Origin of the sequence: Bradyrhizobium sp. 22 (assembly GCF_000482425.1) — a bacterium.
Lineage (GTDB): Bacteria > Pseudomonadota > Alphaproteobacteria > Rhizobiales > Xanthobacteraceae > Bradyrhizobium > Bradyrhizobium japonicum_B.
Genome location: NZ_KI519400.1, coordinates 498178 through 524403 on the forward strand (window position 1 = coordinate 498178; position 26226 = coordinate 524403).

The 26226-nt window shown below is 63.9% G+C and carries 24 protein-coding genes; 4 read left to right on the top strand and 20 right to left on the bottom strand.

Annotation, left to right across the window (positions count from 1 at the left end):
- Positions 1–13: 13 nt before the first annotated feature.
- From K410_RS0127805 to K410_RS0127835, 7 genes are all read right to left on the bottom strand, one after another.
- The gene (locus tag K410_RS0127805) at positions 14–739 is read right to left on the bottom strand and encodes an ABC transporter ATP-binding protein (RefSeq protein ID WP_080672266.1); all 726 of its coding nucleotides are present in this window, start codon (positions 737–739) and stop codon (positions 14–16) included.
- Positions 729–1448, bottom strand: a complete 720-nt coding sequence (locus tag K410_RS0127810) for an ABC transporter ATP-binding protein (protein ID WP_028137909.1) — start codon at positions 1446–1448, stop codon at positions 729–731. The genes K410_RS0127805 and K410_RS0127810 overlap by 11 nt, the downstream gene beginning before the upstream one ends.
- A gap of 2 nt (positions 1449–1450) precedes the next feature.
- On the bottom strand, positions 1451–2515 hold the full coding sequence (locus K410_RS0127815; protein WP_028137910.1) for a branched-chain amino acid ABC transporter permease: 1065 nt from the start codon (positions 2513–2515) through the stop codon (positions 1451–1453).
- Positions 2516–2527: 12 nt separating this feature from the next.
- Complete coding sequence (locus K410_RS0127820; protein WP_049820356.1) at positions 2528–3394, bottom strand: ABC transporter permease subunit; 867 nt, start codon at positions 3392–3394, stop codon at positions 2528–2530.
- Between the two features lie 95 nt (positions 3395–3489).
- Complete coding sequence (locus K410_RS0127825; protein WP_196236091.1) at positions 3490–4689, bottom strand: urea ABC transporter substrate-binding protein; 1200 nt, start codon at positions 4687–4689, stop codon at positions 3490–3492.
- A 74-nt stretch (positions 4690–4763) separates the two neighbouring features.
- Entirely contained in the window at positions 4764–5759 is a 996-nt protein-coding gene (locus tag K410_RS0127830; RefSeq protein WP_028137913.1) for an acetamidase/formamidase family protein, read from the bottom strand.
- A 17-nt stretch (positions 5760–5776) separates the two neighbouring features.
- The gene (locus K410_RS0127835; protein ID WP_028137914.1) at positions 5777–7177 is read right to left on the bottom strand and encodes an amidase; all 1401 of its coding nucleotides are present in this window, start codon (positions 7175–7177) and stop codon (positions 5777–5779) included.
- Positions 7178–7589: 412 nt separating this feature from the next.
- On the opposite strand from K410_RS0127835, the gene K410_RS0127840 reads away from it, so the two are divergent.
- Entirely contained in the window at positions 7590–8765 is a 1176-nt protein-coding gene (locus tag K410_RS0127840) for a transporter substrate-binding domain-containing protein (protein WP_028137915.1), read from the top strand.
- A complete protein-coding gene (locus tag K410_RS0127845; RefSeq protein ID WP_028137916.1) occupies positions 8762–9349 on the top strand; it encodes an ANTAR domain-containing response regulator in 588 nt (195 codons plus the stop codon). The genes K410_RS0127840 and K410_RS0127845 overlap by 4 nt, the downstream gene beginning before the upstream one ends.
- Before the next feature lie 420 nt (positions 9350–9769).
- Here the strand turns inward: K410_RS0127845 and ggt are convergent, their stop codons facing one another.
- From ggt to K410_RS41075, 13 genes are all read right to left on the bottom strand, one after another.
- Positions 9770–11398 (bottom strand): gamma-glutamyltransferase, encoded by a 1629-nt coding sequence (ggt, locus tag K410_RS0127855; protein ID WP_028137917.1) that lies wholly within the window; start codon positions 11396–11398, stop codon positions 9770–9772.
- Between the two features lie 12 nt (positions 11399–11410).
- Positions 11411–12889, bottom strand: coding sequence for an amidase (locus tag K410_RS0127860; protein ID WP_349509810.1), 1479 nt, complete (start codon positions 12887–12889; stop codon positions 11411–11413).
- A gap of 5 nt (positions 12890–12894) precedes the next feature.
- Entirely contained in the window at positions 12895–13827 is a 933-nt protein-coding gene (locus K410_RS37375; protein ID WP_245269556.1) for a branched-chain amino acid ABC transporter permease, read from the bottom strand.
- Between the two features lie 85 nt (positions 13828–13912).
- On the bottom strand, positions 13913–14779 hold the full coding sequence (locus K410_RS0127870) for a branched-chain amino acid ABC transporter permease (RefSeq protein ID WP_028137919.1): 867 nt from the start codon (positions 14777–14779) through the stop codon (positions 13913–13915).
- A gap of 10 nt (positions 14780–14789) precedes the next feature.
- Positions 14790–15488: an ABC transporter ATP-binding protein gene (locus tag K410_RS0127875; RefSeq protein WP_049820359.1), complete on the bottom strand. Its 699-nt coding sequence runs from the start codon at positions 15486–15488 to the stop codon at positions 14790–14792.
- The gene (locus K410_RS0127880; protein ID WP_028137921.1) at positions 15475–16206 is read right to left on the bottom strand and encodes an ABC transporter ATP-binding protein; all 732 of its coding nucleotides are present in this window, start codon (positions 16204–16206) and stop codon (positions 15475–15477) included. Before K410_RS0127880 ends, K410_RS0127875 begins: the two co-directional genes overlap by 14 nt.
- A gap of 32 nt (positions 16207–16238) precedes the next feature.
- Positions 16239–17567 (bottom strand): ABC transporter substrate-binding protein, encoded by a 1329-nt coding sequence (locus tag K410_RS0127885; protein WP_245269558.1) that lies wholly within the window; start codon positions 17565–17567, stop codon positions 16239–16241.
- A gap of 45 nt (positions 17568–17612) precedes the next feature.
- Positions 17613–18662, bottom strand: a complete 1050-nt coding sequence (locus tag K410_RS0127890) for a CobW family GTP-binding protein (RefSeq protein WP_028137923.1) — start codon at positions 18660–18662, stop codon at positions 17613–17615.
- Entirely contained in the window at positions 18659–20332 is a 1674-nt protein-coding gene (locus K410_RS0127895; RefSeq protein WP_028137924.1) for an amidohydrolase, read from the bottom strand. The genes K410_RS0127890 and K410_RS0127895 overlap by 4 nt, the downstream gene beginning before the upstream one ends.
- 88 nt (positions 20333–20420) lie before the next feature.
- Entirely contained in the window at positions 20421–21212 is a 792-nt protein-coding gene (locus K410_RS0127900) for an SDR family oxidoreductase (RefSeq protein ID WP_049820360.1), read from the bottom strand.
- A gap of 2 nt (positions 21213–21214) precedes the next feature.
- On the bottom strand, positions 21215–22603 hold the full coding sequence (locus K410_RS0127905) for a transaminase (RefSeq protein WP_028137926.1): 1389 nt from the start codon (positions 22601–22603) through the stop codon (positions 21215–21217).
- Positions 22600–24081 carry an aldehyde dehydrogenase family protein gene (locus K410_RS0127910; protein WP_210164248.1) on the bottom strand — a complete coding sequence of 494 codons (1482 nt, stop codon included), beginning with the start codon at positions 24079–24081 and terminating at the stop codon, positions 22600–22602. Before K410_RS0127910 ends, K410_RS0127905 begins: the two co-directional genes overlap by 4 nt.
- A gap of 150 nt (positions 24082–24231) precedes the next feature.
- Positions 24232–24417: a hypothetical protein gene (locus tag K410_RS41075; RefSeq protein ID WP_245269606.1), complete on the bottom strand. Its 186-nt coding sequence runs from the start codon at positions 24415–24417 to the stop codon at positions 24232–24234.
- On the opposite strand from K410_RS41075, the gene K410_RS0127915 reads away from it, so the two are divergent.
- Together K410_RS0127915 and K410_RS0127920 are read left to right on the top strand one after the other, a co-directional pair.
- Positions 24362–25561: a Tm-1-like ATP-binding domain-containing protein gene (locus K410_RS0127915; RefSeq protein ID WP_245269590.1), complete on the top strand. Its 1200-nt coding sequence runs from the start codon at positions 24362–24364 to the stop codon at positions 25559–25561. The genes K410_RS41075 and K410_RS0127915 overlap by 56 nt on opposite strands.
- Positions 25558–26223, top strand: a complete 666-nt coding sequence (locus tag K410_RS0127920) for an HAD family hydrolase (RefSeq protein ID WP_028137929.1) — start codon at positions 25558–25560, stop codon at positions 26221–26223. Before K410_RS0127915 ends, K410_RS0127920 begins: the two co-directional genes overlap by 4 nt.
- The last annotated feature ends 3 nt before the right edge of the window (positions 26224–26226 follow it).

Consider the following 26226-nt stretch of genomic DNA (forward strand, 5'->3'; position numbering starts at 1 on the left):
CGCCTGAGGCCGTTCAGAGCAGAAGCTGTTCGCGCACGTTGTCCTCGTTGACATCGGCGCCTGCGAGCGACCGCGTAATCTTGCCCTTCTCCATGATGTAGCAGCGTTCGGCGATCGCCAGGATCGTGTCGAGATTCTGCTCGACGAAGATGATGGTGGTTCCGAGCTCGTTGCGGAACGACCGGAGCGCCTCACAGATGTGCTGAACGATCGACGGCTGGATACCCTCGGAGGGCTCGTCCAGGATCATCAGCGACGGATTGCCGATCAGCGCGCGACCTATGGCGAGCTGCTGTTGCTCGCCGCCCGACATGGTGCCCGCGGCCTGTCGCCGTCGCTCCTTCAGCCGCGGGAAATACTCATAGACCAGCTCCGGCAGCTTCTTGCCTCCGGGACCGCCGATCAAGCGACCGACCTCGAGGTTTTCTTCGACCGTCATCTGCGGAAACACGTCGCGCCCCTGCGGGATGTAACCGAAGCCCGCCCTCGCCCGTGCGTCGGCCTCCAGCGAAGTCACGTCCTGTCCGACGAAACTGATGGTGCCGCGCCAGGTTTGGAGCAGCCCGATGATGCATCGCATCAGGGTCGACTTGCCGACGCCGTTGCGGCCGATCACGCCGACGATCTCGCCTCGCGAGACCGACATGGTCACCCCCTGCAGGATCGGTGTCGCACCGTATCCGGCCCATAGTTCCGCAACGTCCAGAATCCGGTCGGCGGCATCGGGCTTAGTGAGCATGGGTTTTCCCGAGATAGATTTCAGCGACCTTCTCGTCCTGCAGGATGCTCTCGAGATTGCCCCGCGCGAAAATCCTGCCGAGATGCAGCACTGTCACGCGCTGGGCGACCTGGCGCACGAAGGCCATGTCGTGCTCGACCACGAGCACCGTCATTCCTTCTGCGTTGAACGACTTGATCAGTTCGCCGGTCTTGAAGGTCTCCTCCGGAGACATGCCGGCGGTCGGCTCGTCCAGCAACAGCAGTTGCGGCTTCAGCGCCAGCGCCATTCCTATTTCGAGCCATTGCTGCTGGCCGTGCGATAGCGCGCCCGCGAGCTTCTCGCTGTCCGAGCGCAGGTCGAGCAGCGTCAGCAGACGATCCTCCTCGGCGATGCGTTCCGGGCCGGACAGTCGCTCCTGCAGCGCGGTCTGGATGTTCTGGCGGACAGGCAATTCCTTGAAGACGCTCGGGGCCTGCATCTTGATGCTCATGCCCCGCTGCACCCGCGCGTAGGGCCGCTCGGCCGTGATGTCGACGGTGTCGAACAGGATGTTGCCCTCGGTCGGCGGATAGAGCCCGACGATCAGCTTGAACAGCGTGCTCTTGCCGGCGCCGTTGGGTCCGATCAGGCAGTGGATCTCCCCGGCATTGACCGTGAGATCGACGCCAGAGACCGCCGTCAGCCCACCGAAACGCTTCGATACGCCTTTGACTTCGACCAGAGCCATGATCAGGACTCTTCCGGTTGCAGGCGGCCGGCTTCGGCTACGTCGCTGCGCCGCCGGCGTGCCTGCCACCAGTCGCCGGCGAGCTTGCCGATGCCGAGCACGAAGCCTTGCGGCGCCAGCATCACGGTCGCGAGCAGCAGTGCCCCCATCAGCACCAGCGCCGCCTGCTGGCTGTAGACGGTGATGGTCTGAAAGCCGAAGAGAAGCAGAAATGACCCAACCAGCGTCGCAGTCAGATCGCTGCGCCCGGAGAAGGCCACCCATACGATCGGCATCGCGGCCGCCGGCAAGCCGATGCTGGATGGCGTGATGAACTGCCCCCAGGATGTGTAGAGCGCGCCGCTGAGGCCGGCGAGGCCGCTGCCGATCACGAAGGTCAGCAGCTGATATTTGCGGACGTCGTAGCCCAGCATCTCCGCACGCTGGGGATTCTCCCGCGTCGCCACGATGACGTTGCCGATGCCCGAATTCACCAGAACACGCAGCGCGAGATAGACGATCACGATCAGCGCGACCATGACGTAGTAGAGCGCCGATCCCTCGACGTAGACGTCTCCCACCGTTAGAGGGTCCATACCCTTCATGCCGTTGAAGCCGTTCAGCCGCGCGGAGCCGATGTGCCATTCCGGTCCGGCCGTTTGTCCGAGGAAGAAGGCGAGCACCAGCGTTGCGGACAGCGTCACGATGCCGAAGAAGATGCCGTTGATGCCGCCCCAGATCATGAAATAGCCGAGGATGCCCGCCGCGATCATCGCGATGGCAACGGAGAGCACGAGCGCGGCGATCGTCGCGGTGCCGCCGCCCATGTTGATCGCAAGCACGCCGTAACCGTAACCGGCGATGCCAAAGAACAGGGTCTGGCCGAACGACAGCATGCCGCCATAGCCCCACATCAGGCAGAGGCCGAGCGCCATGAAAATCCAGATCAGGAAGTAGGCGAAATTGCCGACATCGTAGGAGTCGGCGAACAGCGGGTAGGCCAGCGCTCCCCCCAACACAACGAGGAAGCAGGTCCAGAACATCCTGCCGCGTCCGAGCGTCTGTGGGCCTTCCAGCAGCTTCAACATCAACGTTTCCCCCTAGCGCCCACGACGAACCAGCACGCTGGAGAGCCCTTCGGGCAACACGCGAATGATCAGGATGACGGCCACCAGCATACCGATCTGCCCGATGATCTGGCCGTAGCTCGCGTTTAGCGCCATCCGGATCATCGCCAGGAACACCGCAGCCGGCGCCGTTCCGAGCAGCACGTTGGCGCCGCCGATCACGACGGTCACAAAACTCTCGACAACGAAGGTCGCCCCCATGGTCGGGATCAGCGTCATGGTCGGCGCGTAGAGCGCTCCGCAAAGTCCGGCGAGGCCGGTGCCGATTCCGAAGCTGATGGCATAGATGCGGCCCGTGCGCGCGCCGAGTGCCTTCGCCATCGCCGCATTCTGCATGGTCGCGCGGGCGATCACGCCGAACCGCGTCTTCATGAAGATGATGTAGAGCCCGGCCAGCACAGCTACGGCGCAGGCGAACAGCACGAGGCGATAGGTCGAGAACGTGTAGCCGCCGATGGCAAAACTTCCCTCGGGCGTTCCGATGCCGCGCACGGCGGAGCCGACGATCAGGAGCATCGATTGCGTCACGATGAGGCTGAGGCCCCAGGTCGCGAGCAGCGAATCCAGCGGCCGCTTGTAGAAGCGCCGCACCACCAGGAACTCGACCAGGACACCGATGAGGCCCGCCGTCAGCGCCGCCAGGATCTGCGCGACGGCGAGCGGGACCCCAAGGTTCACGAGGCCAACGGTGACATAGGCGCCGCACATGATGAACTCGCCATGCGCCATGTTGATGACGCCCATCATGCCGAAAACGATGGCGAGGCCTGCGGCCGAGAGAATGAGGAACGCGAACACGTCGGCGAACTGATAGAATACCGAGAACACTTCAGCCGACATCTTGATCCCCTTGCCGCTCCCGGCGCCGCATCGTTGCGGCGCCGGCCTTGTTCAAGTTCGTGACGCTCAACACGAGCAAGATCCGTGCCCCGACGTCACGATTTCTTGGGAAGGTGGCTCGGCGTGTACTGATCCTTGTCGTTCTTCTTGGTCAGATCGCAGCCGATCTCGCCAAGCCAGTAAGGCTGGATGGTGCCGTAGTCTTTCTCGACCTTCACCTCGTGCTTCGGCCCGACCGAGATCAACCGCATCCGATGCGAGGTGTGCTGGCTCTTCGGATCGATGCAGACCTTGCCCTCGGGGGCATCGATGCAGGCGTCACCGGTCGCGATCACCTTGCGCATGTCCTCGAGCTTGGTCGACTTCGCCTTCTCGACCAGCGTCTTGTACATGTAGAGCGCGTTATAGGCATTGTAGCCCATGTCGTTGATGTAGAGCTCGTCGGGGAACTTGGCGTGCCAGCGTTTCTTGAACTCGGTCGCCTCCGGCGTGTCGATCTCCTCGAACCAGTTCGCGGTCGCGTGCATGTTGTTGAGCGCCGGCGGCTTGAAGCGCTTGTGCTCGAAGCCGAGCATGACCTTGATCGACGAGCCCATCGGCAGGTTGAGGTTGGCCGCGGCCGCCTGCTCGAAGAACGAATCCTGGGCGGCGCCGACGTTGATCGTGAGCAGCCAGTCGGGCTTCGCCTTCTGGATGTTCTGGATGGTCTGCGCGAACTGCGACACGCCGAGCGGGATGAACTCCTCGCCGACGACCTGGCCGCCGAGATCCTTCATGATCTTGCGGTTCCACTCCGCCGAGATCTGGCCGAAATTGTAGTCGGCGGCGATGACATAGACTTTCTTGCCGAATTTCTCGACCATCCAGGGAATCAGCGTCGAGAATTGCTGCTCGGGCACCGCGCCCATGCTGATCATGCTGGCGTCGCAGACGCCGCCCTCGTACTGGTTGGTGTAGAAGTACGGTGTCGTGGTACGATCGACGATCGGACGCAGCGCCTCGCGCGAGGCAGAGGTGATGCCGCCGATCAGCAGGTCGACCTTGTCGCGGTTGAGCAGACGCCGTCCGAACTCCTGATAGCGCGCATTGTCGCCCTGCGGATCGAGATGGATGAGCTCGATCTGCCGGCCCAGAATGCCGCCGCTCTTGTTGATTTCCTCCACGGCGAGCTGCGATCCGTGCAGCTTCGGCATGCCCATGAAGGCGAGGTCGCCCGACACGTCCTCGAGCAGACCTATCTTCAACGGAGGTTCCGCTGCATGAGCGCCAACGATCGATGCTGCCGTACCGAGCATCGCGCCGAGCAAAATAGCACGCAACTTAAGTCCCGAATTCATCGTGATGTCCCCTGTTGTTGAAAGTGCTGACGTCATGGCTTGAGGTAATTCTTCAGGATCGATGCCCCCATCGTGTATTTGGGGTCGACCATGTTGCCGAGGCGCATGCGGCCGGCCTGGCTGAGCAGCATGTAGGCGTCGATCTCGTCGAAGCCGTAATCGGCCGCCATCCACCGCACGAGCTCGCGATAGGCGATGCGGGCTGCGTCCTCGAGTGGACGCGCGCTGCCGATCGTCATGATGAAGTCCCTGGTCTCGAGCCTAGGCCACGCAAAGGTCCAATTCTTGATCAGATCGACCTGGAGCGTGACGGTCGCGCGCTGCTCGAGCGCGACGCCGGAGAGCTCGCCGTCACCCTGCGTCGCGTGGCAGTCGCCGACGTAGAGCATCCCGCCGTCGGTGTGCACCGGGAAATAGATGATGGCGCCGGGCGCGACGTCGGGAAGATCCATGTTGCCGCCGTGATAGTCCGGCTGCAGCGAAGAGATCGCCTCGATCTCCGGCGAGACCCCGATCGTGCCGATGAAGGGCTCGTAGGGCAGCGTGAGCCTGTCGTTCCAGCGCACGCCGTTCCTGTCGACATGCACTTTCTTCACGCGTTCCGGCAGCGGCGGATTGAGCAGCGCCGTCGAGCCTGTCCCGACCAGTCCGCCGAATTCCGGGATGATGCAGGTCGTGCCGGCCGGCTGCTCGCCCCGGGTCTCGACGTCGCGAATGTAGATCGCGAGGCAGTCGCCCTTCCTGGCGCCATTCACCGCGATCGGCCCACATTGCGGATTGAGATAGGGAAAGTTCAACTTCGCGGTGGGGCTGTCGGTCTCCTTGGTGAGCGCGCCACCAAAGGCATCTTCGGTCTCTACGACGACCACTCCGCCGGGATCTATCGACAGGGTCGGCTTGGCATAAGGACCGTAGACGTAGTGGAAGCCGCCCTGCTGCTCGATCGTGAGACTATGGGTCGTGCCGCTCGCGCCCTTGGCGACGGCGCGCCTGGCCATGATGGATGTCTTCAACCAGTCTTCGGACATGTGATCGGCTCCTCGATTCAGATCGCGGGATGACGCTTGTGCCAGTCGGTCACGCGCTGGAACGCATCGCCCGCGCGAACGAGGAGTGCCTCGTCGAAATGACGCCCGACGAACTGGAAGCCGACCGGGCCGCCATTCGCCGCAAAGCCGCCGGGCAACGTCACGGTCGGACTTCCCGTCATGTCGAACGGACATGTAAAGCGGAGCAGGCCTCCGATCAGCGAGGCGTCCTCTCCGAGCGCTGCCATCTTGGCAAGCGTCGGCGCTGCAAACGCCTGGGCCGGGATCGCGAGGAGATCGACCGTCTCGAACAGCGCGCGCACAGCGCCGCGAAACGCTTCGCGGCGGAGCACGATTTTCTGGTAGTCCATACCGGACTGTTGCCGTCCGAGCTCGAGCAGGCCGGCCAGCGCCGGGCCGTATTCGTCCTTGCGCGCCGGATAGGTATCCTCGTGCGCGACCGCGACTTCGATGCCGCAAAGCGGGAACCAGTCGTCGATGATCGCCTTGGGATCGGGAAACGCAATTTCCTTGATCTTCGCCCCGAGATCGGCCGCCACGCGCAAACCCTCGGCCAGCACCTTGGCCGCATCGCCGTCGGTGCCTTCGCTGGTCCAGCGCCGGTCGACGCCGATGGTCACGTCGCGCAGATCGCCGGTCAGGCCGGCGAGATAATTGGGCACGGCCAGCGGCACCGCTGTCGTATCCTTGGGATCCTGCCCGGCAATCACGCCGAGGATGGCACCGCAATCGACCGCACTCCGCGCCATCGGGCCGATGTGGTCCAGCGTCGCCGCAAGCTCGAATGCGCCATAACGGCTGACCCGTCCCCAGGTCGGCTTAAGTCCTGTGACTCCGTTCGCCGCGGACGGAAAGCGGATCGACCCGCCGGTATCGGTACCGAGCGAGCCGAAGCAGAGGCCCGCCGCGGTCGCAACGCCGGAGCCGCTGGAAGAGGCACCGGGCCAGAGATCCGCGTTCCACGGATTCCTCGGCGGATCGATCTTCGGATGATGGTCGGCGTAAGCGCCTTCGGTCTGCTGCAGCTTGCCGAGGATGATCGCGCCGGCATCCTTCAGCCGTGCGACGACCGTTGCATCCTCAGTGGGGCGGAAGTCGCGATGGATCGTCATGCCATGCGCGGAAGGTGCGCCCTTCGCCCAGCAGAGGTCCTTCACCGCCACCGGCACACCGTGCAGCGGCCCCTTGATTTTGCCGGAGGCGATCTCCTTCTCGGCCGCGGCTGCTTCCGCAAGCGCCGAGTCGGCCATGACATACGCAAAACTCCTGAGCTTGCCGTCGAGCTCGTCGATCCGGCCGAGCAACGCCTTGGTGACTTCGACCGATGACAGTTCCTTTGCCTGGAGCTTTTGTCCGATCTCGACGAGTCCAAGATAGTGGAGATCTGTTGCCGCCATTGCTCCTCATCCTCTCGCTCGACATGACACACGGCCGTCAGGCGCATGCGTCACCGTTCTGGCGATGCGGACGCATCGCCAGCTGTCCTGGCGGCAAAAACGAAAAAAGCCACCCGCCCCTCCCGAATGAGGTGACGAATGGCTCAAATGCCGCGGCTATGATCTGTCGCTTAGGGTCCGTGATCGAACGAAGCAATTAGGTAGCAAAGAGCTGGACGTCATCGGCCAGATCAGCGCACGCGAGGTTCGACAGGTCGCCCTGTAGGAGAAAAGTCTAAGTAACTGCCCATCATGTTGTCAACGATGCCGCCTGCCTAAATTTCGAGAGTGCTGCGCAGCAAAAGGGCAAGCCACTTGCGCTGTCGTCGGCGATGATGATCTCATGCTCGCGTTCCGCGACCGAAAGCCGTCAATGACAAAGCCGTCTGTTCCCGTTGGCATCGTCTGCTCGCAGTCCGGGCCATATCAGGCGATGGGCCGCGAGATCCTCAAGAGCGCGATCATGGCGGTCGACGAGATCAACGGCCAGGCGGAGTTCGACTTCTCGATCGCGCCCCATATCCGCGACCCCCGCGGCATCGTCTCCGAATATCACACGGTCTGCGACGACCTCATCCGCAACGTCGGCGTCGAGCACATCATCGGCTGCTACACCTCGGCTTCGCGCAAGCAGGTGCTCCCAATCGTGGAGCGCACCGATCGCCTGCTCTGGTATCCCGCCCGCTATGAGGGCTTCGAGTGCTCGGACAACGTGATCTATGTCGGCGCCTCGCCCAATCACAACGTGTTGCCGCTGGTCCGTTACGTTCTCGACAATCTGTCGCGGGAATTTTTCTGCGTCGGCTCCAATTACGTCTGGACATGGGAGACCAATCGCGTCACCCGCGAATTGGTCAGCGCGGCAAACGGCCACATCCTCGCGGAACGACTGCTCGAGCTCGGCGAAAGCGCGGTTGGGCACATCGTCGACGAGATCGTTCGCCGAAAGCCGCCAATCGTGTTCAACACTCTGGTCGGAAGCTCGAGCTACGACTTCATCCGCGCCTTCAACGCCGGCACCAAAGCTGCCGGCCTGGAGATTCCCATGCTGAGTTGCAGCCTGTGCGAGCCGGAACTAGCGATCGTCGGGCCTGCATCGGCCGGCTGCATCACGTCGTCAGCCTATTTCGAGAGCATTCGCTTGCCCGAGAACCGCGCCTTCGTCACGCGCTGGAGGGCGCGCTATGGCGAGGACAGCAGTCCCTCCGTCGACGGTCAATCCGCCTATGTCGCGGTGTATCTGCTGGCGCGCGCTCTGCAGCGCGCGGGCACGTCCGACATTGCCGAAGTGCGGCGCGCCGCGGCGGGATATCGCTACAATTCGCCGCAAGGACCGGTGTGGATCGACGGCGGCAACAATCATTGCGTCCTTACACCGCGGCTTGCCGTCTCCAACCCGCAAGGACAGTTTGATATCTTCTGGGAAGCCGACGCGCCTGTTAAGCCTGATCCCTACCTGACGCAGCTCGACGTCGCCGTCAGCCCGTCGAAAGAAACCTCGGCGGGCGGCGCATTGCCGAACGCGCCGCATTTGCGGGTTGTGAAATGAGCAGACCGTCTTCATTTTCGCTACGCGGACGCAAGGCTCTCGTCGCCATCAAAGACGAACGCGACGCAACCATCGTGCGACGCCAGTTCGAGCGTCTGGGACTCGAGGGTGTCGCATGGACGCCGGCGGAGCCCGTCGACTTCGCACCGGATCTGTCGTTGATCGACGACGAATTCCTGCCCCTGCTGCAACCGGCGCAACGCGCATTCCTGACGCGATCACCTGTCATCGCCCTGCTCGGCACAGAGACGCCAAGCCGACTCAAGCTGGTGTTCGAACTCGATCCAGCTTCGTTTCTCATCAAGCCGTTGCGATCGGCCGGCATCTATGCAGCTCTCGTCATGGCATTCGAGCGGAACGAACGCACGAGCGAGTTGAAACAACAGATTTTCAAGCTCGAACAGCGTCTGCGGTCACGTCGCATCGTGCTCGCCGCCGTTCTTCAGGTAATGCATTCGCATGCGCTCACCGAACCTGCTTCCTTTGCACTGATCCGAAGAACCGCGATGGAGCAGCGCAAGACGATCGAAGAACTCTCGGCGGAGATAACGGCAAAGGGCATGCTTCCGCGCGCAACGGGTTAGATTGCTTCCTGTTGGGAACGATCCCGAGACGGAAGAATCGAGATCACCGAGGCATAAATCGGTCTATCGGCGTTTCGAGGCGGCGTCCGTTCTTCTCTACGATCACATGGCGGCCTATCGCCCGGACAACATGAGGGTCCACGTCGACTTCAAGCACTATTTCGATGACAGCGCGGCGCAGCTGCCCCAATGCGTCGCCTACCTGGCCGTCAAAAAACACTGTTTGAAAAACCGCTCTAGTTCGGCCTTCTCGAACGGTCTGTCTCGCTAAGGTCTTGATTTAAATGGTGGGCGCACCAGGGCTCGAACCTGGGACCCGCTGATTAAGAGACAGCCCTGGCCTTAGAAAACTCAATGACTTACTGATCGCACGACCGGGCTTAGCCGACCGCAAATGGGTATTCGTCGCACGATGGGCAGTCAGTAACCAACAGCGGCGCCGTCGCTGCGCGGGTCAGACCCTCCACTCAATATGCCACTTTGCGGATCGATCGTTATTCCGTGGGCGTGGCCTGCCATCTCGTTCCAAGCCTCCCAGCGGTTTATGATGTGGCCTCTCTGCGCAAGGTCACGTACAACCTCATCGGAGAAGCGCCCCTCCAGGTGCAGGGTATCGCGCGCTTCGCCCAGGCCAAAACGGCCCGACAGGAAGCGCGGCATTTCGATCGCCTCCTGAATATCGAGGCCATGATCGATCATCGCGGAATAGAGCTGCAACTGGATCTGGGGCTGTCCGTCCGCCCCCATGCAGCCGAGCACGCTCCACAGCCTGCCATCGCGCTTGGCAATCGACGCGATCAAGGTGTGCAGGGGAATCTTGCCGGGCTCCAGGCGATTGGGATGATCGGGATCCAGCGAGAAATAGGCGCTGCGGTTCTGAAGCACGACGCCGGTACGGCCCGCGACCAGACAGGAGCCGAACGCGCCATACAGGCTCTGGATCAGCGAGACCGCGTTGTCCTCACTATCGACCGCGGCAACATAGACGGTGTCACCGGCCAGACTGCCGTAGGACGGGACTTGGTCCCATCGCAGCGCCAAGCGGGTATCGATCAATTCGGCGCGCTTGGCCGCGTACGCTTTGGAGATCAGCCTTTCGACCGGAACTTCCGCGAAGGCTGGATCGGCAAGCACGCGGTCGCGGTCGTGATAGGCGATCTGCTTTGCCTGCACCATCAGATGCACGCGGTCCGGGCCGAGCAGATCCTTCCTGTGCAGCTCATGGGGCTCGAGCAGGTTGAGCATCTCGAGCACCGAAAAGCCCTGGGTCGGCGGCGGGGTGTTGTAGATCTCGACGTCCCGATAACGACCAACCAGTGGTGTGCCCCAGCTTGCCGTCTGGCGCGCCAGATCGTTCTCTCCAAAGAAGCCGCCCGCCTCGCACGAGAAGCGCGCGAGTTCCTCGGCAACCGCACCGCGATAGAAGCCGGTCCACCCCGCGTCTGCAATCGTCTGCAGCGTGTTCGCGAGACCAGGATTGATGAGCTTAGCGCCTGGCGCGGGAGCCGCTCCATTAGGTAGGAACAAGGCAGCCGCTTCGGCCTGTCCCGCAAGCTCGTTTCGCATCAGCTCGATGAAACTCGAAAGGCGCGCGGTCACTGGAAATCCGTCCCGCGCGTAAGCGATCGCATTTTCGAGCACTTTCGCCAACGGCAGGCGACCATGAGCCTGATGCGCTTCGGTCCAGCTTGCGACGGCGCCAGGCACCGTGAGCGTCGCCGGCACGATCCCGCGCAGCGGGATCTCGCTCATGCCCCCCTCGCGCAATGCCGACAGCGTCGCGGTACCGGCTGCCTTTCCGCCTCCGTTCAGGAATCTTGCTTCGCCAGTCCGTCCATCGTGAATCAGCCAAAACGCGTCGCCGCCCAGCCCGGTCATGTGCGGATACACCACCGCCAGGACGGCGCTTGTGGCGATCGCGGCATCGATGGCGGAGCCACCGGCGCGCAAGACATCGACGCCGGCGCTCGAAGCCAGCGCGTGCGGCGATGTCACCATTCCGCGCGGCGCGAGCGTCACGGGGCGACCGGTGCGAATGTCGATTGGCATGGCTTTGGCCGATCAGATGCCGGGCGGCCGGGCGAAACTGCCCAATGCCTGCTCGACCAGTTGGGCAAATCTGAGTGTGGTGCGATCGCCGAGATACGGTCCGACGACCTGCACACCGGCGGGAAGGCCACCAACTCTGCGGCCCGTCGGAATGGCGGTGGCCGGAAGATTGGCGACAGTGACTAGGCCCGGCCACGCCAGATTGTCCATGTAGGGAATAGTGCCGCCGTTCACGTTGAGGCGCCGGGTGAATTGCGCGGCGAGATCGAGACGTTCGATGTCGTGCGGGAACGCCACCGTGGGTGTGACCGGGCATAGCAACACGTCGTGATCGGCAAAGAACTGGCGCCAAGCGCGATAGAGCTGATGCCGCGCTTCCGTCGCTCCGAAATGTTGGGACAACGACTGGCCCACCGCAGCGGCGATGCGGCGCGGATAGCTGCCGCTCTCCGCCGCCTCCCCGGCAGCGACCAGCGCTTCGCGCGCCTGCGGCGGCAGGCCGCTGCCGATGATGCCGAACAGGGTTTGCAGATAGACGTCGTAGCTTGAAGCTGGATCGATGGGAGGTCGTGCTTGCCTGTCCACCTTCAAGCCAAGGCGTGCGAGATCATCGACCAGACTCTCGATCGCGGCTGCGTAAGCATCATCCAGCGGATAAGCCTGCCCATCGTTCCAGACGGCAATGCGGAACGATGAAAGATCATCGTGGCGTGGGGGCGGCAGCCGCAACTCCGCGCCATCGACATCGGACGTCCCGAGAACCACATCGAATAGCAGCTCGAGATCGAACGCGCTGCGTGCCAAGGGGCCAGCGACGCCCAACTCCACGGGGGCGACATGGCCGGGTGGCGGCGGAATGTGCCCTTCGGTGCTGACGAGACCATGGCTCGGCTTGTGGCCATAGACGCCGCAGAAATGCGCGGGCACGCGAATCGAGCCGCCAATGTCGCTGCCGAGCTCCAGCGCGGTCAGCCCCGCCGCAAGCGCGGCGGCCGAGCCTCCGGAGGAGCCGCCGACGGTGCGCTCGCCATGCCACGGGTTGCGCGTCAGGCCGAACAGTGTGTTGCAAGATTGGTGGTCGGCGGCGCCCGCCGGCAGATTGGTCTTGCCGAAAGTCACGGCACCGGCGGCGCGGATTTTTGCGACCGCGACCGCGTCCTCATCCGGGCGATAGTCGCGCAACTCCTCCAACCCACAGGTCGCGGCCATGCCAGTAACAGCGAACGAATCCTTGATCGTCATCGGCAATCCATGTAGCGGTCCCGTCATCTCGCCGCGCGCGATCTTTTCATCGGCTGCACCAGCCTGACGGCGCGCCCCTTCTTCGTCGAGCGCAACCACGGCATTGCAGGAGGGATTGACGCGCTTCACTCGATCGAGATGTAGGTCGAGCAGCTCGCGCGCGCTGATGCGCCTCGCCTTCAACAATGACCTCTGCTCGGTAGCGGTGAGGAAACAGATCTGGTCAGCAGACATTTCACAAGAGGACATGACTTTTATCCCAATTGTCCGGCCTTCCCGGCCAGCGGGGCGATATCTGGTGGCGGGATCGGTGCCGCCCGGCCAACACCGAGAAGCTTGAGGCCGAATCGATCGCGCAGCGGCGGCCAGAGACCTCGCGGCGACCAGAGCATGACGATGACCGCGATGGCACCGAGCGCCACCAAGTACCAGCCCGCCGAAAAGCCGAGCTGGTCGGTGATGAGCTCCCGCAAGCCGAAGAATATCACGGTGCCGATGATGGGGCCTTCCAGCGTCCCGATGCCGCCGATCATCACGATGAACATCATATAGACGACCCAGTTCACGTCGAACGCAGCCGCGGGAGAGACGTAGAGATTGCCGAGGAAGGAGACCGCGCCGGCAAGCCCGCAACCGGCCGCCGACAGCACGAAGACGATAAACCGGTTGCGCTGGACATCAACACCGACGCTCATTGCGGCAAGATCGTTGTCGCGCACGCTCATCAGCCCGAGGCCGAAACCGGAACGCATCAACATGAACAAGCCGCCGATCGTCCCCAGCGCCAGCGTGCCCGAGATCCAGAACAACACCGGCTCGAACCAGTCGAGGTCGAGCAACCGGCTGGATTTCAACGGCAGACCGGACGTGCCGCCGAGCCAGCCTGCTTTCATCACCAGGGCCACAACGATCTCGGAGAACACCCACATGGCGATCGAGAAATAGGCCTCACGCAAGCGGAACAGCGGGAGCGCGATAACGGAAGCCACTATCGCACCGGCGAGCGGCGCGATCGGCAACACCCAGTAGGGCGACAGATCGAAGGTATCGGAGATCAGGAACAATCCGTAGGCACCGATCCCGACGAACACCTGATGGCCGAAAGAGACAAGACCAGCATAACCCGCGAGCAAATTCCACATCTGCGCCATGGCCAGGATCAGTAGGCACTCGGTCGCAAAGCGCAAGGCTCCCTCGCCGAGCAACAACGGTCCCGCGACGAGCAGCAGGGCGGCGAGGACGCTTGAAATCGCAATTCCCTTCGACATGAAATCAGGCCCTGCTCGCGACGAGACCCGCTGGACGGATCAGGAGCATGACGAAGAACAGCAGGTGTGCGTAAAGCAAGCCCGCGTTCGGGTCCCATTTCAGGCCGACTAGCTGCGCCATGCCGAGCACGATGCCACCGAGCAGCGCCCCCCAGAACGACCCGATGCCGCCGAGCACCACGACCTCAAAGGCGATCAGCAGGCGCTCCACGCCCGAGAATGGCGTGAAACTCGATCGCACCGCGAGCAGCACCCCTCCGATCGCACCCAGCGCCAACGACAGGCCCATGACGTAGTTGTAGACAAGGTCCGGCTTAACTCCGAACAGGCGCACGATGTCGCGCCGGTCGGCGGTCGCCCGCACGATGCGGCCGTAGGTCGTGCGCTTGAGCGCCCATTGCAGAAGCAGGAACAGCAGCACGGCCACGATCAGTGTCAGCAAGGGCATGACGCCGATGCTCAGCCCGAACAGCTTGATGCTCGCGCGCGAGAGTTCGCCGAGCTGTAGTCCCCGGACGTCGGCGCCGAACACTTCAACCATCAGGTTGCGCAACACGATGGAGACGCCGAAGGTCAGCAACAGCGGCGCGAGTGGATCGGGTGCCCGCGCCACCCGATTCATGATAGCAGCCTGGTAGAGGTAGCCGACCCCGAACGCCGCGAGAACGACCGGGATCAACACGAACAACGGATGGACCTGTGGGAATAGGCCGACGAGGATCACGGCGAGATAGGCGGCGAGCACCATGAACTCTCCGTGCGCGATGTTGACCAGCCGCATCACGCCGAAGACAAGCGCAAGCCCGATGCCGAGCAGACCATAGAGGCCGCCAAGCAGGGCTCCGTTCACCAGCGTCTCGATCCAGGCCATGTCCCCTCGCTCACATCCCGAAATAGGCTTGCGTCAGTTCGGCGACGCTGACATCGCCTGCATTTGCCGTCAGCGACACACGCCCCTTTAGCAGGCAGTAGATGCGATCGCTGGCGCTTGCGGCGCGCTTGACGTCCTGCTCGACCAGCACCAGGGCCGTTCCTTCCCGGCGGATGTCATTGAACGCGCCGTAGATCTGCTCGACCATGACAGGCGCCAGACCCAGCGAGATCTCGTCGCAGAGCAGCAGGCGCGGATTGCACATCAGCGCGCGCCCGATGGCGACCATCTGCTGCTGGCCGCCCGAAAGCTGCCTCGGCATGTGGTTCCGCCGCTCGTCCAGGGCCGGAAACAGATCGAACACCCGACGCAGCGTCCATGACCCGGGCCGCTTGGTCACCTTCCCCATCAGGAGATTTTCCTCGACGGTCAGGGTGTCGAACAGCATCCGTCCTTCCGGCACCATGCCGAGACCAAGCCGCGCGATGATCTCCGCCGGAGTATCCTGGATGTCGCTGCCGCCAAAACGAATGCTGCCCTGTTTGCTGGCGATCAGGCCGACCAGCGCGTGCAAAAAGGTAGTCTTGCCGGCGCCGTTGGCGCCAACGAGCGCGACCGCCTCGCGTTCGGCGACCTCGAATGCAAGCCCGAAGACCGCCTGGAGGTCGCCGTGAAAGACATTGAGACCTTCGACCTCAAGCAACGTCATCGGCCGTCAATCCCATGTAGATTTCCTTGACCGTGCGGCTTTCCATCACCTCTGCGGGCAGGCCGTCGAGCACCTTGCGACCGAAATTCAGCACAAGGATGCGATCGGCGACCGCCCGCAAGGCATGCGGAATGTGCTCGATCCAGATCATTGCGTAATCAGCCTTCACGCCCGCGATGATCTCGATCAGTCGCTCGACCTCGGGTTCGGTCAGCCCCGCCGCGATCTCGTCGAGCAGGATCAGGCGGGGCTTCGATGCGAGCGCCTTGGCGAATTCGAGCCGCTTGCGGTCGATCAGCGGCAGGGCGCCAGCAATCCGGTCGGCCTTGGCGGCGAGTGACGTGCGGCTCAGCACGTCCATGGCCCAGTCGCTCGCCGCCGCGCCGTGCAGACCGCCGCCATAAGTCGCCGCCACCAGCACGTTCTCGTAGGCCGTGAGATGCGGGAATGGCTGCGGAATCTGGAAGGCCCGACCGACGCCGAGCCGAGCGCGCCGATGCGCCGGCACGTGCGTGATGTCCCGGCCATCCAGACTGATCGAGCCGCCGTCCGGCCTGATCAGACCGACGATCAGGTTCAGCACGGAACTCTTCCCGGCTCCATTCGGTCCGATCACACCGAGACATTCGCCGAGCGTGATCGCGAAATCGAGGTCATCAGCGACCCGGATGACCCCGAAGCTCTTCCTCAGGCCGGCAACGCGCAGCACTTCGCTCATCGTCATGTGTCCGCGTCGATCCGCGCTTTCGCTCACGCAAGTTTCGAGAGCAGCACGAGATCGGCCTGCTTCGGGATGAACGGCGCGGTCCCGTTGTGCACGATCAGGAGCTCGTAAGGCGACTTTCCGCCCTTGCTCTTCCGCCACTGCCCGCCGGACAACGAGGTAACCGCGACGTTCTTGATCGGACTGCCTTTGAACTTGACCCGGCCGACGACCGTTTCGAGGTCGAGCCCCGCGATGGCGTCGCGCAGTGAATTCTTGTCCTTGGGGTCGCTGTTGCGCAGCGCCGCGAAACCGACCTCCCAGAGCGCGTGGGCGTAGCCTATCGGCTGCGTCCATTGCTTGCCGGTCGTCTTCTCCCATTCGGCGGCAAGCTCCGCGGCGCTTTGGCCGGTGAGCGACGATTTGAACGGATAGGCCGGCGTCCACCAGACTTCCGTCGACATGCCGTCGCCGCGATCTCCAAGTGCATTGACCGCGCTCGGAAACAGGAAGGCGGCCGCGACCGTGCAAATTTGCGGCTTGAACCCGGACTGCGCAGCCTGATTCCACAGCGTCACCCAGTGATTGCCGTAGGTGAAGCCGGAGACGATATCCGCGCCAGCGTTCTTGAAGGTGGAGACCTGGTTGGAGAAGTCGTCGGTCGCGATCTGGAAGCTGCCGGTCGTGATCTCCTGAAAGCCGGCCTGCTTGATGCCGGCCGGCAGGCCGCGCTGCTGATCGGAGAAAGCCGTGCCCGCCGGATTGTCGATATAGAGCGTTCCGACCTTCTTGTTGGTCTCGACCGACTGCCACATGCCGACGAAATTCTTCACGACGTCGTCGGCGCCCCAGAAGAAATGGAACGTGTAAGGGAAGCCCTTGTCCGGCGTCGACTTGCGCGGGAACATCCAGCCCTGCCAGGGCAGCATGGTCGAAATCGTAGGCACGCCGCGCGCATCCGCGAGCTCGCCGATCGGGATCTCCGCGTCGCCGTCCTCGACCAAGATCAGGTCGCACCGTTCGCGAAGCACGAGTTCACTGGCGACGACCGATGAGCGGTTAGGATCGGACTGATTGTCCTTGATGACGAATTCGACCGCATAATTCTTGCCGCCGATCTTCAGGCCATTCTTGACCAGACTCTTCATACGCTCGTGGATCCAGGGATCGGGCTCGGCAAAGGCGGCGCGCACACCGGACAAGCAACCACACCAGCCGATCTTGATCGTGCTCGACGCCGCGCCCGCGATACTGACCAGCGGCACGTTGCTTGCTGCCGCCAGCCCCGCAGTTCCGGCGGCCTTGAGCAGGCTGCGCCGGCTGATCTTCTTCCCACCGCTGACCTTGGTCGCTGTTAACTTTGTGGTCTCGCTCACGACATGTCTCCTGCAAATCATCCGTTGATTGAAAGCCGTTCCATGTCACGCGGCCGGGCGCGTGATGCTCTCGCGACCGATCTCTCCGAACCGGGCGAGCGTGCCCTCGATCGCCTCACGCGGGATGTCGCGAACGATGAAGACGAGGCGCGAACTGCGGTCGTCGGACGGCCAAGTGTCCAGCGCGATCGGCGGGTGCAGCACGTGCTGCACGGCATGGACCACCACTGGTCCCTGCGGCCGGTCGGCGACGTTGACCAGCGCCTTGAAGCGCAAGAGGTCGTCGCCCTTGAGGGCCGCGACATAATCGAGCCAGCGCGAGAACGCCGCCCAGCGGATCGGCTCGCTCACGATGAGACTGAAGGAGGAGATGCGCGAGCCGTGCGCGTGATGGTCGTGATGATGGGCGGCGGCCGTCGCAGCCGCGGCGGTGACGAACCAGCTTGCAACCTGCTCCGACCTGGTGTGTGGCGCGAACAGGCCGGCCTCGAAGATAGCGATGGGCTCAATCGATCCATGGTTCACGCGTACGACTGAGACGGTCGGATTGATCGCGCGGATCCGCTGCTCTACCACTGCAACGGCGTCCGCCTCGGCAAGGTCTGCCTTGGTCAGGAGAATGCGGTCCGCGACCGCAATCTGCTTGACCGCCTCGGCGTGATTATCGAGTGTGCGGAGCGCATTGATCGCATCGACGGTGGCGACGACGCCGTCGATGCGATAGCCGGCTACCACGCCAGGTGCCGTCATCAGTGTATGCAACACAGGCACGGGGTCGGCGAGACCCGTGGTTTCGATGAGGACGCGCCGGATCGGCGACATCGCCCCGGAGGCAGCGCGCGACGACAAGTCTTCGAGAAGCGTGACGAGGTCCTCGCGGACCGAGCAGCAGATGCAGCCATTGTCGAGCAGGGCGAACCGCTCCTCGCTCGTCTCCACCAGGAGATGATCGAGCCCGACCTCGCCGAACTCGTTGATGATTGCCACCGTCCCGTCCATGCCGGGCTGGCGCAGCAAATGATTGAGGACCGTGGTCTTGCCGCTGCCGAGAAAGCCGGTCAGCACGGTTACGGGAATGAGGGGTTCACGGGTCATTGGCTGCGCTCATAGACCTTGCGACCCTCGAAGAAGGTCATCTCGACATTGGTCGCCGCGATCTGATCGGCCGGGATATTGAATAGCGCCTGATCGAGCACGATCAGGTCGGCGGACTTGCCGACCTCGATCGATCCCGTGATGCCGCCGAGGCCTGCCGCGCGCGCAGCATTGATGGTGTAGATCTCAATGACCGTTTCGAGGTCAAGTGCCTGCTCCGGCCAGAGCGACGCCCCGGGAAAGTCGCCGGCGGGATTGCGCCGCGTCACCATGCCCTCGATGCCGTGCCAGGGATCTGGATTCGGGATCACAGGCCAATCGGAGCCACCTGCCATCAGCGCGCCGGCGATCTTGAGATCGCGATTGGGCCAGAAGCGCTGCGCCCGCTCCGCGCCCATCGCGGCCTTGTGCGCCTCCAGGAATACAGTCGGAAACCAGATGATCGGCGACAGGTCGGCGGCGACGCCGAACTCGGCGAAGCGCGGGATGTCGTCCTGCGTAATGTAGCTCGCATGCGCGATGTGATGGATGAGCGCGGTCGGCCCGTTGAACGAGCGCACCACCTCGATGGCATCGAGCGCCTGCGTGACGGCCGCATCGCCTGCGCAATGGATCTTGGCCGCAAGCCCGAGCTTCTCGCATTTGCCGAGCCAGCGGATCAGCTCTGGCACTGTCAGCATGGTTGCGCCGCGGAAGCAGCAGCCGCGCACTGGATCGGCGACATAGGGCTCGTGAAACGCGGCCGTCTTGGCGCCGGGCACGCCGTCCAGAAACATCTTCGCGTAGTCGGGCTTCACATGGGCGGAGCGGTACTGGTCGCGCAGCGCGAACAGCTCCTCGCCTGCCGTTCCGAACATGAAGCCGGGCTCCACGATCGGCATGGCGCAGACGGCCCAGGCCGACAGCTCGCCGCGATCATCGAGCCCCTTCAACGCCGCCAGGATCGGCTGCATGCTCGCGGCATCTACGAAACCGGTGACGCCGAACGAATTCAGGACGCCGATCGAGCGGGCGACCGCCGCGCGGTCCATCTCCGGCGTATAGTGTCCGGCCTTGGCCAGCGCGCGCTCGATGATGCCTGAGGCTGCTTCCACCATTAACCCGGTCAGGCGGCCGCTCTCGAGGTCCCGGCCAATCTCGCCGTCGACAGGATTTGGCGTCTCCGCATCGACAGCCGCGATCCGCAAGGCTTCACGGCTGGCCCAGCGATTGTGATAGCTGTCGTCGCGCAGCAGCACGGGATGGCCGAGGCTCGCAGCATTGAGCTCGGCGGCGGCGGCATCGGTGTTGAGCTTGGACAAGAGGTCGTTGCCGAACTGACCGCCGACGATCCAGCTTCCGGGAGCAGCCTTCGCGGCCGCCTCCTTCACGGCGGCGGCGATCTGGGCAATCGAGTGGCTCGACGGGAAGCGCAGCTCGTAAAGGTCGGCCTGCCCGCCCATCATGATGTGGTTGTGGATGTCGATGATGCCTGGCATGGCGGTACGACCGCCGAGGTCGATCACGTTGGTGTCGCGGCCGACGAAGGATGTGACGTCGCCCTCCTCGCCGACGGCCACGAAGCGTCCGGCCTTCACCGCCGCGCAACTCGCCCAAGGCTGGTCGCGATTAACGGTATAGATTCTGCCGTTCCTGAACAGCGTATCGGTGCTGGTCTTGATCTCGCTCATTCCCCGATCCCGATTGTGTGGGCAGCTTGTTCCGCATGCGTGTGGGTCACAATCAGCCGTTCGGTTGATGAGACTGCCGCAAGGCGCGTCAGCTCCATTGCCGTTCGACGGCAAAGCCGGTTTCGGGAAGCGTAGTCCCGCCGTCGACCACGATGCTCTGCCCTGTCACGTAGCTCGCCTGCTCGGAAGCGAGATAGAGCATGGCGTAGGCGACGTCGTCCGCTGTGCCGATGCGTCCCATCGGAACGTGCCGCGCGATCCGCGACAAGTTTTCCGCAGTGCTTAACGACCCGCGCCCCGGCTTGGCGATAAAGCCGGGCTCGACGACATTGGCGGTGATCCCATCTCGCGCGAGTTCGAACGCAGCGCCGCGAATGAATGCGTTGACGCCGGCTTTGGCTGCGGAATAGTGCGCGCCGCCGCCCATGGTCAGGCGCGAGGAGATCGACGATGTCACCAGAATGCGGCCATAACGCCTGATACGCATATGGGGCACGGCAGCCTGGATGAGCCAGATCGCCGCGGTGAGGTTGATCGACAAGGCCTCTTCGAGCTTGTCCTCGTCAAGGTCATCCAGCGCCGCCCAGGGGCAACCGCCGGCGTTGTGGACGAGGATATCGAGCCGGCCGAACCGGCCGGTCACGCAATCGACGAGCACGCCCAGAGCGGACCGGTCCAGCTTGTCGAATGGTGCCGTGCTCACAGCAAGACCACGGCGGATCAAATCGGCCGCAAATGCGTCGGCGACGTCCTGGGAACGATTGGCGATGACGACCCGGGCGCCTGCTTCCGCGAGGCGCGTCACGATTGCGGCCCCAATGCCCCGCCCGCCCCCTGTGACCAGCGCGACACGTTCGGTCAGGTCGAACGGCGGTGTCATGGTCAGGCCACTCCCGCATCGTTCACCAGCGCAACAAAACGCTCGAACACGTCGCCGTGCCATTCAACGTCGGCCCCCGACGTCGCCGGACACGTCAACAGCATGCCGTGGAATGGCGTGATCAAGATGCCTTCGTTCATATAGAAGGCGTGCATCAACGTCTCGAGATCGGGCTGTCGTCCGGCGATCACGTCGGCGCCGTTGCGTGGCGCGTTCGGCATGAACATAATCTCGATGCGAGCGCCGATCTGGGTCACATGCCAGGGCAGATCGTTCCGCGAGATGACGTCGCGAGCGTGCGCGGCCAGTCGTTCGGCATGCGCGATCATCCCGGCATAGGCGGGCGCGGTCAGCACCTCTTCCAGCACCGCGCGCATGGCCGCAACGGCCAGAGCGCCGCCGGCCAGCGTGCCGCCAAAGCCGAGATGCGCCGATTGCCGTTGCCGCGGATTGACGAGAGGAGCGATGCGCCAGAGCCGTTCGGCGGTCGCTTGGTCGAGACCGAAGATGCCGGCCGGGATCCCACCGGCGATCGCCTTGCCAGCGACAAAGATATCCGGCTCGAGGCCGTGCAGCGCGATATAGCCACCGGGCCCGCAGGACAGTGTGTGCGTCTCGTCGATGACCAGCACCGTGCCGGCCCGCCGCGTCGCTTCCCGCAAACTTTGGTGAAAGCCGTCCGCGACCGGGATCATCCCGAAATTCGTCATCACCGGCTCGGTGAGCACGCAAGCGACGTCGCCCGCTGCGAGCGCAGCCTCCACCGCCGCGATGTCGTTGAACTCGACGATCCTGGTCACAGCATCATAGTCGACGGCGTTCGGGTGGATCATGTTACGCAACCCAATCCGCCCTTCGCGGATCTCGACATGCGCCTCATCGACACCGCCGTGATAACAGCCCGAGAAGACCAGAACCTTGGTCCGTCCAGTGATCATGCGCGCAATGCGGATGGCGGCACGATTGGCGTCGGTAGCGGACGTCGTCAGGGTCCAGTACCGAGGACCGAAGCGGCGGGACAGCTCGGCGCCGACCCAGAGGCTGTCCTCGGTCGGCAACATCATGGTAGCGCCGCGGCTGATCTGCCGCGTCACCGCGCGCGTGACGGCCTCCGGCGCGTGACCGCACATCGCGCCGGTGTCGCCGAGGCAGAAATCCACGTAGTCGCGGTTATCGATGTCGCGAAGACGAGCCCCCGAGGCGGCTTCGACATAGATCGGAAATCCCCCGGCCCAGCGCCGCATCCAGTGGGACGGCGCGCCATAGAGGAAATGACGCTGCCCTTCCCGCCACGCGGCTGCGGAGCGCGGATGCAGGCGCAGAAAACGCGCCTGCTCGGCGTCGATCAACCGGCCGAGCTCCGTCGCTCGGGACTCAGTTGCCGCAGTCATAGCGCGATCCAGGCGGTTTTCCGATCGGTATACTCATCGAAGGCATGCAGCGACTTGTCGCGACCGAAGCCGGACTGCTTGAAGCCACCGAGCGGAACCGTCACGTCGGTGCCGCCATAGGTGTTGACGTGCACGACGCCGGCATTGATCGCGCGCACCATCCGGTGTGCCGTGCGGAGCGACCCGGTCCAGACCGCAGCGGCCAGTCCATAGGCGCTCGCATTGGCGAGCTGCGCCGCTTCCTCCTCATCCTCGAAGCGGGTCACCGCAAGCACCGGCCCGAAGACCTCTTCGCGCCAGAGGTCCATTCCGGGATCCACCCCGGCAAGAATCGTCGGCGCCATGTAGTAGCCGCCACTCTCTTCGTGGAGACGCCCCCCGCCGCACATGCGCTCGGCACCGGCCTCCTCCGCCCGCTGCACGGCATCGAAATTCTTCCGCAGCTGCGCTTTGGTGTGGACGGCACCGATGTCGAAGGCGAGATCGAGAGGATCGCCGATCCTGAGCTTGGCGGTCGCCGCGAGCAGCTCACTCATGAACTGGTCGTAGATGCCCGATTGCACCAGCATTCGCGAGCCGGCGACGCAGACCTGCCCGGAGTTGCGGAAGATGCCATTCGCCGAGACTTTTGCGGCCTGCTTGATATCCGGGACATCGGAGAACACGACGTTGGGCGATTTGCCCCCGAGCTCGAGATAGACCCGCTTCAGGTTGGAGCGTGCCGAGTATTCCAGTAGCCGTCGTCCGACCGGACCGGATCCAGTGAACGCCAGCACGTCGACATCCATATGCAGCGCCAGTGCCTCGCCCGCGGTCGCGCCGCGCCCGGTGACGACGTTGAGCACGCCGTCGGGCATGCCGGCCTCGCTCGCGAGCGCCGCCAGACGCAACAGCGTAAGCGAGGCGGTTTCCGGCGGCTTCACCACCACGGAATTGCCGGCGGCCAGCGCAGGCGCGATTTTCCACGCGCCGATCATCAACGGGAAATTCCAGGGCACGATCACGCCAACCACGCCGAGCGGCTCGCGGTGAATGAGGCCCAGCACGTCGCGCGCCGTGGGCGCGATCTCGCCATAGATCTTGTCGATCGCCTCGGCGTAATAGCGAATCGTCGCGACCGCCGAGAGCGGCTCGGCCTTGTACGCCATGCCGATCTCAGTGCCGTTGTCGCGCACGCCGAGCACGGCGAGCTCCATCGCGTGGCGTTCGATCAGCGCCGCGAATTGCAGCAAGATCTTCTTGCGTTCCGCGGGCGCGGCGCGCGACCAGGCCCCGTTGTCGTAGGCTCTTCGTGCTGCCTGCACTGCGCGATCGATATCGGCGGCACCGCCGTCGGCGATCGTCGTCAGCCATTGACCGTCGATCGGAGAGAGCACGTCCAGCCTGGCACCGCCTGCACCGTCCACCGCAGCACCCGCAATGAAATGCCGCTGCGGTGAAATGGCCGCTGTTCGCAGCGCATCGATTTCGGATTGCAGCATGAGCGAGCCCGGGTGTGGAGACTGTATCGGCGATTGCGCAGCCGATTGCGATCATGCTTTCATTCAGCTTCCACGCGACGTCTTTAACAATCCACCGATAGGTGGATGTCCTGCATCGCAGCAAGCTCATAACGTCGCCGGCGACAATCACCCCGCGCGCGGGCCTGCGCCGTTGCGCGCTCCCTTCGCCCGGCACCGGCATTCCGAACACATGACCAACAGATCACGTCCGCGCATTTTGCTGATCGGCACCGGCGACACGAAGTCCGACGAGCTTCTGTTCATGCAGCGCTGCATCGATGATGCCGGCGGCGAGACGGTCATGATGGACATCAGCGTGCTCGGCGATCCGCCGTACACCGCCGCATACGATAAGCACGCGGTGGCCGCCGCCGCCGACACGACGATTACGGGGGTGATCGCGAGCGGCGACGAAAACACCTCGATGACGCTGATGGCGCGCGGCGCTGCGCGGCTGACACGACAACTGTGCGACGAGGGTCGGATCGACGCCATGATCGCGATCGGTGGCACAATGGGCACCGACCTCGCGCTCGATGTCGCGCTCTTCCTGCCGCTCGGCTTTCCAAAGCTGATCGTGTCGACCATCGCCTTCTCTCATCTGATTCCGCCAGAACGCATCGCCGCGGATCTGATGATGATCCTGTGGGCCGGCGGTCTCTACGGGCTCAATGGCACCTGCACAGCGGTGCTGTCGCAGGCCTGCGGCGCGATCGTCGGCGCGGCCCGCAGCGCGGCCAGACCGCAGCCCGATCGACCGATCGTAGCACTGACGTCACTCGGCAAGAGCTGCCTCAGCTACATGGTGGAGCTGAAGCCGCAGCTCGAGGCACGCGGCTACGAGGTTGTGGTGTTCCATACCACCGGCATGGGTGGCCGTGCGATGGAATCGATCGCAGCGCAAAGCGGGTTTGCCGCGGTGCTCGACCTCAGCCTGCAGGAGGTCGCCAATCAGTTGATGGGCTCTGTGGTGAACTCCGGCTCGGACCGTCTGACGAACGCCGGCCAAAGCGGCATTCCGCAGATCGTGGCACCCGGTGCCATCGACATGGTGGACTTTCCCGCCTGGCTGCCGGTGCCGACCGAGCTCGCCGATCGCCCCTTCCATGCACATAACCGCCTGCTTGCGTCCGCGACCTCCGGGGCCGACGATCGTCGCCGGATCGCGCGCGCCATCGCCGCGAAGCTTGCAGAGGCGACTGCGCCAGTTGCCTTCGTCCTTCCGACCGGCGGTATCCAGCAATGGGATCAGGAAGCGGAGCCGCTGTATGACCCCGAAGGCCTTGGCGCCTTCGTCACGGAAATGCGGGCCGCGATCCGTCCGCCGGTCGAGCTTCACGTGATCAAGGACCACATCAACCACCCGGGCTTCGTCGCGAAGGTACTGGCAATCTTCGACCGCTGGGTGGCCGATGGCGTCGTTCCAGCCGGCAAGATTCCGGTGAGGCGGACATGAGCGTATCCGCGGCAAGCGCGCTGGTGCTGGATTTCGGCGGGGTGATCTCAAAGACCCTGTTCGAAACCCACGACGCGACGGAAGCCGCGCTCGGCCTGGCGAAGGGAACGCTGACCTGGCATGGGCCGTTCGCCGAGGACACCGATCCGCTCTGGTCAGCGATGCAGCGCGGCGAACTGTCCGAGCGCGACTACTGGCTGACCCGCAGCCGCGAGGTCGGCAGGCTCGTCGGCGAGAACTGGGACGACATGCAGACCTTCGTCCGCCGCGCGCGCGGCGCCGATCCGACGCTGGTGATCCGCCCCGAGGCCGATCGCGCCATCCGGATCGCACGCAATGCCGGGCGCAAGCTCGCCATTCTCTCCAACGAGCTTGACCTGTTCTACGGCGCGGAATTTCGGCGCAGGCTACCGCTGCTCGGGCATTTCGACGTTATCGTCGACGCCACGCATACCGGCATCCTGAAGCCCGACCCCCGCGCCTATGGCGCCGTGTGCGATGCTCTCGGGCTCGCGCCGCAGGCTTGCGTGTTCGTGGACGATCAGGAACGCAACATCAAAGGCGCGATCGCCTGCGGATTGCCTACCGTCTGGTTCGACGTCCGACACCCCCGAGACTCTTACCGGCAAGCCCTGCAAATGCTCGGCCTTGCCTTCGACTGACGA

What these genes read in the sequence shown, in the direction of transcription:
- K410_RS0127875 (WP_049820359.1), bottom strand. Translation starts at nt 15,488, where the DNA reads ATGACGTTGCTTGAGGTCGAAGGTCTCAATGTCTTTCACGGCGACCTC.
- K410_RS0127830 (WP_028137913.1), bottom strand. Translation starts at nt 5,759, where the DNA reads ATGTCCGAAGACTGGTTGAAGACATCCATCATGGCCAGGCGCGCCGTC.
- K410_RS0127890 (WP_028137923.1), bottom strand. Translation starts at nt 18,662, where the DNA reads ATGACCCGTGAACCCCTCATTCCCGTAACCGTGCTGACCGGCTTTCTC.
- K410_RS0127920 (WP_028137929.1), top strand. Translation starts at nt 25,558, where the DNA reads ATGAGCGTATCCGCGGCAAGCGCGCTGGTGCTGGATTTCGGCGGGGTG.
- K410_RS0127840 (WP_028137915.1), top strand. Translation starts at nt 7,590, where the DNA reads ATGACAAAGCCGTCTGTTCCCGTTGGCATCGTCTGCTCGCAGTCCGGG.
- K410_RS0127900 (WP_049820360.1), bottom strand. Translation starts at nt 21,212, where the DNA reads ATGACACCGCCGTTCGACCTGACCGAACGTGTCGCGCTGGTCACAGGG.
- ggt (WP_028137917.1), bottom strand. Translation starts at nt 11,398, where the DNA reads ATGCCAATCGACATTCGCACCGGTCGCCCCGTGACGCTCGCGCCGCGC.
- K410_RS41075 (WP_245269606.1), bottom strand. Translation starts at nt 24,417, where the DNA reads ATGTCCATCATGACCGTCTCGCCGCCGGCATCATCGATGCAGCGCTGC.
- K410_RS0127870 (WP_028137919.1), bottom strand. Translation starts at nt 14,779, where the DNA reads ATGGCCTGGATCGAGACGCTGGTGAACGGAGCCCTGCTTGGCGGCCTC.
- K410_RS0127860 (WP_349509810.1), bottom strand. Translation starts at nt 12,889, where the DNA reads ATGTCCTCTTGTGAAATGTCTGCTGACCAGATCTGTTTCCTCACCGCT.
- K410_RS0127895 (WP_028137924.1), bottom strand. Translation starts at nt 20,332, where the DNA reads ATGAGCGAGATCAAGACCAGCACCGATACGCTGTTCAGGAACGGCAGA.
- K410_RS0127810 (WP_028137909.1), bottom strand. Translation starts at nt 1,448, where the DNA reads ATGGCTCTGGTCGAAGTCAAAGGCGTATCGAAGCGTTTCGGTGGGCTG.
- K410_RS0127815 (WP_028137910.1), bottom strand. Translation starts at nt 2,515, where the DNA reads ATGTTGAAGCTGCTGGAAGGCCCACAGACGCTCGGACGCGGCAGGATG.
- K410_RS0127825 (WP_196236091.1), bottom strand. Translation starts at nt 4,689, where the DNA reads ATGCTCGGTACGGCAGCATCGATCGTTGGCGCTCATGCAGCGGAACCT.
- K410_RS0127835 (WP_028137914.1), bottom strand. Translation starts at nt 7,177, where the DNA reads ATGGCGGCAACAGATCTCCACTATCTTGGACTCGTCGAGATCGGACAA.
- K410_RS0127880 (WP_028137921.1), bottom strand. Translation starts at nt 16,206, where the DNA reads ATGAGCGAAGTGCTGCGCGTTGCCGGCCTGAGGAAGAGCTTCGGGGTC.
- K410_RS0127905 (WP_028137926.1), bottom strand. Translation starts at nt 22,603, where the DNA reads ATGACTGCGGCAACTGAGTCCCGAGCGACGGAGCTCGGCCGGTTGATC.
- K410_RS0127820 (WP_049820356.1), bottom strand. Translation starts at nt 3,394, where the DNA reads ATGTCGGCTGAAGTGTTCTCGGTATTCTATCAGTTCGCCGACGTGTTC.
- K410_RS0127805 (WP_080672266.1), bottom strand. Translation starts at nt 739, where the DNA reads ATGCTCACTAAGCCCGATGCCGCCGACCGGATTCTGGACGTTGCGGAA.
- K410_RS0127845 (WP_028137916.1), top strand. Translation starts at nt 8,762, where the DNA reads ATGAGCAGACCGTCTTCATTTTCGCTACGCGGACGCAAGGCTCTCGTC.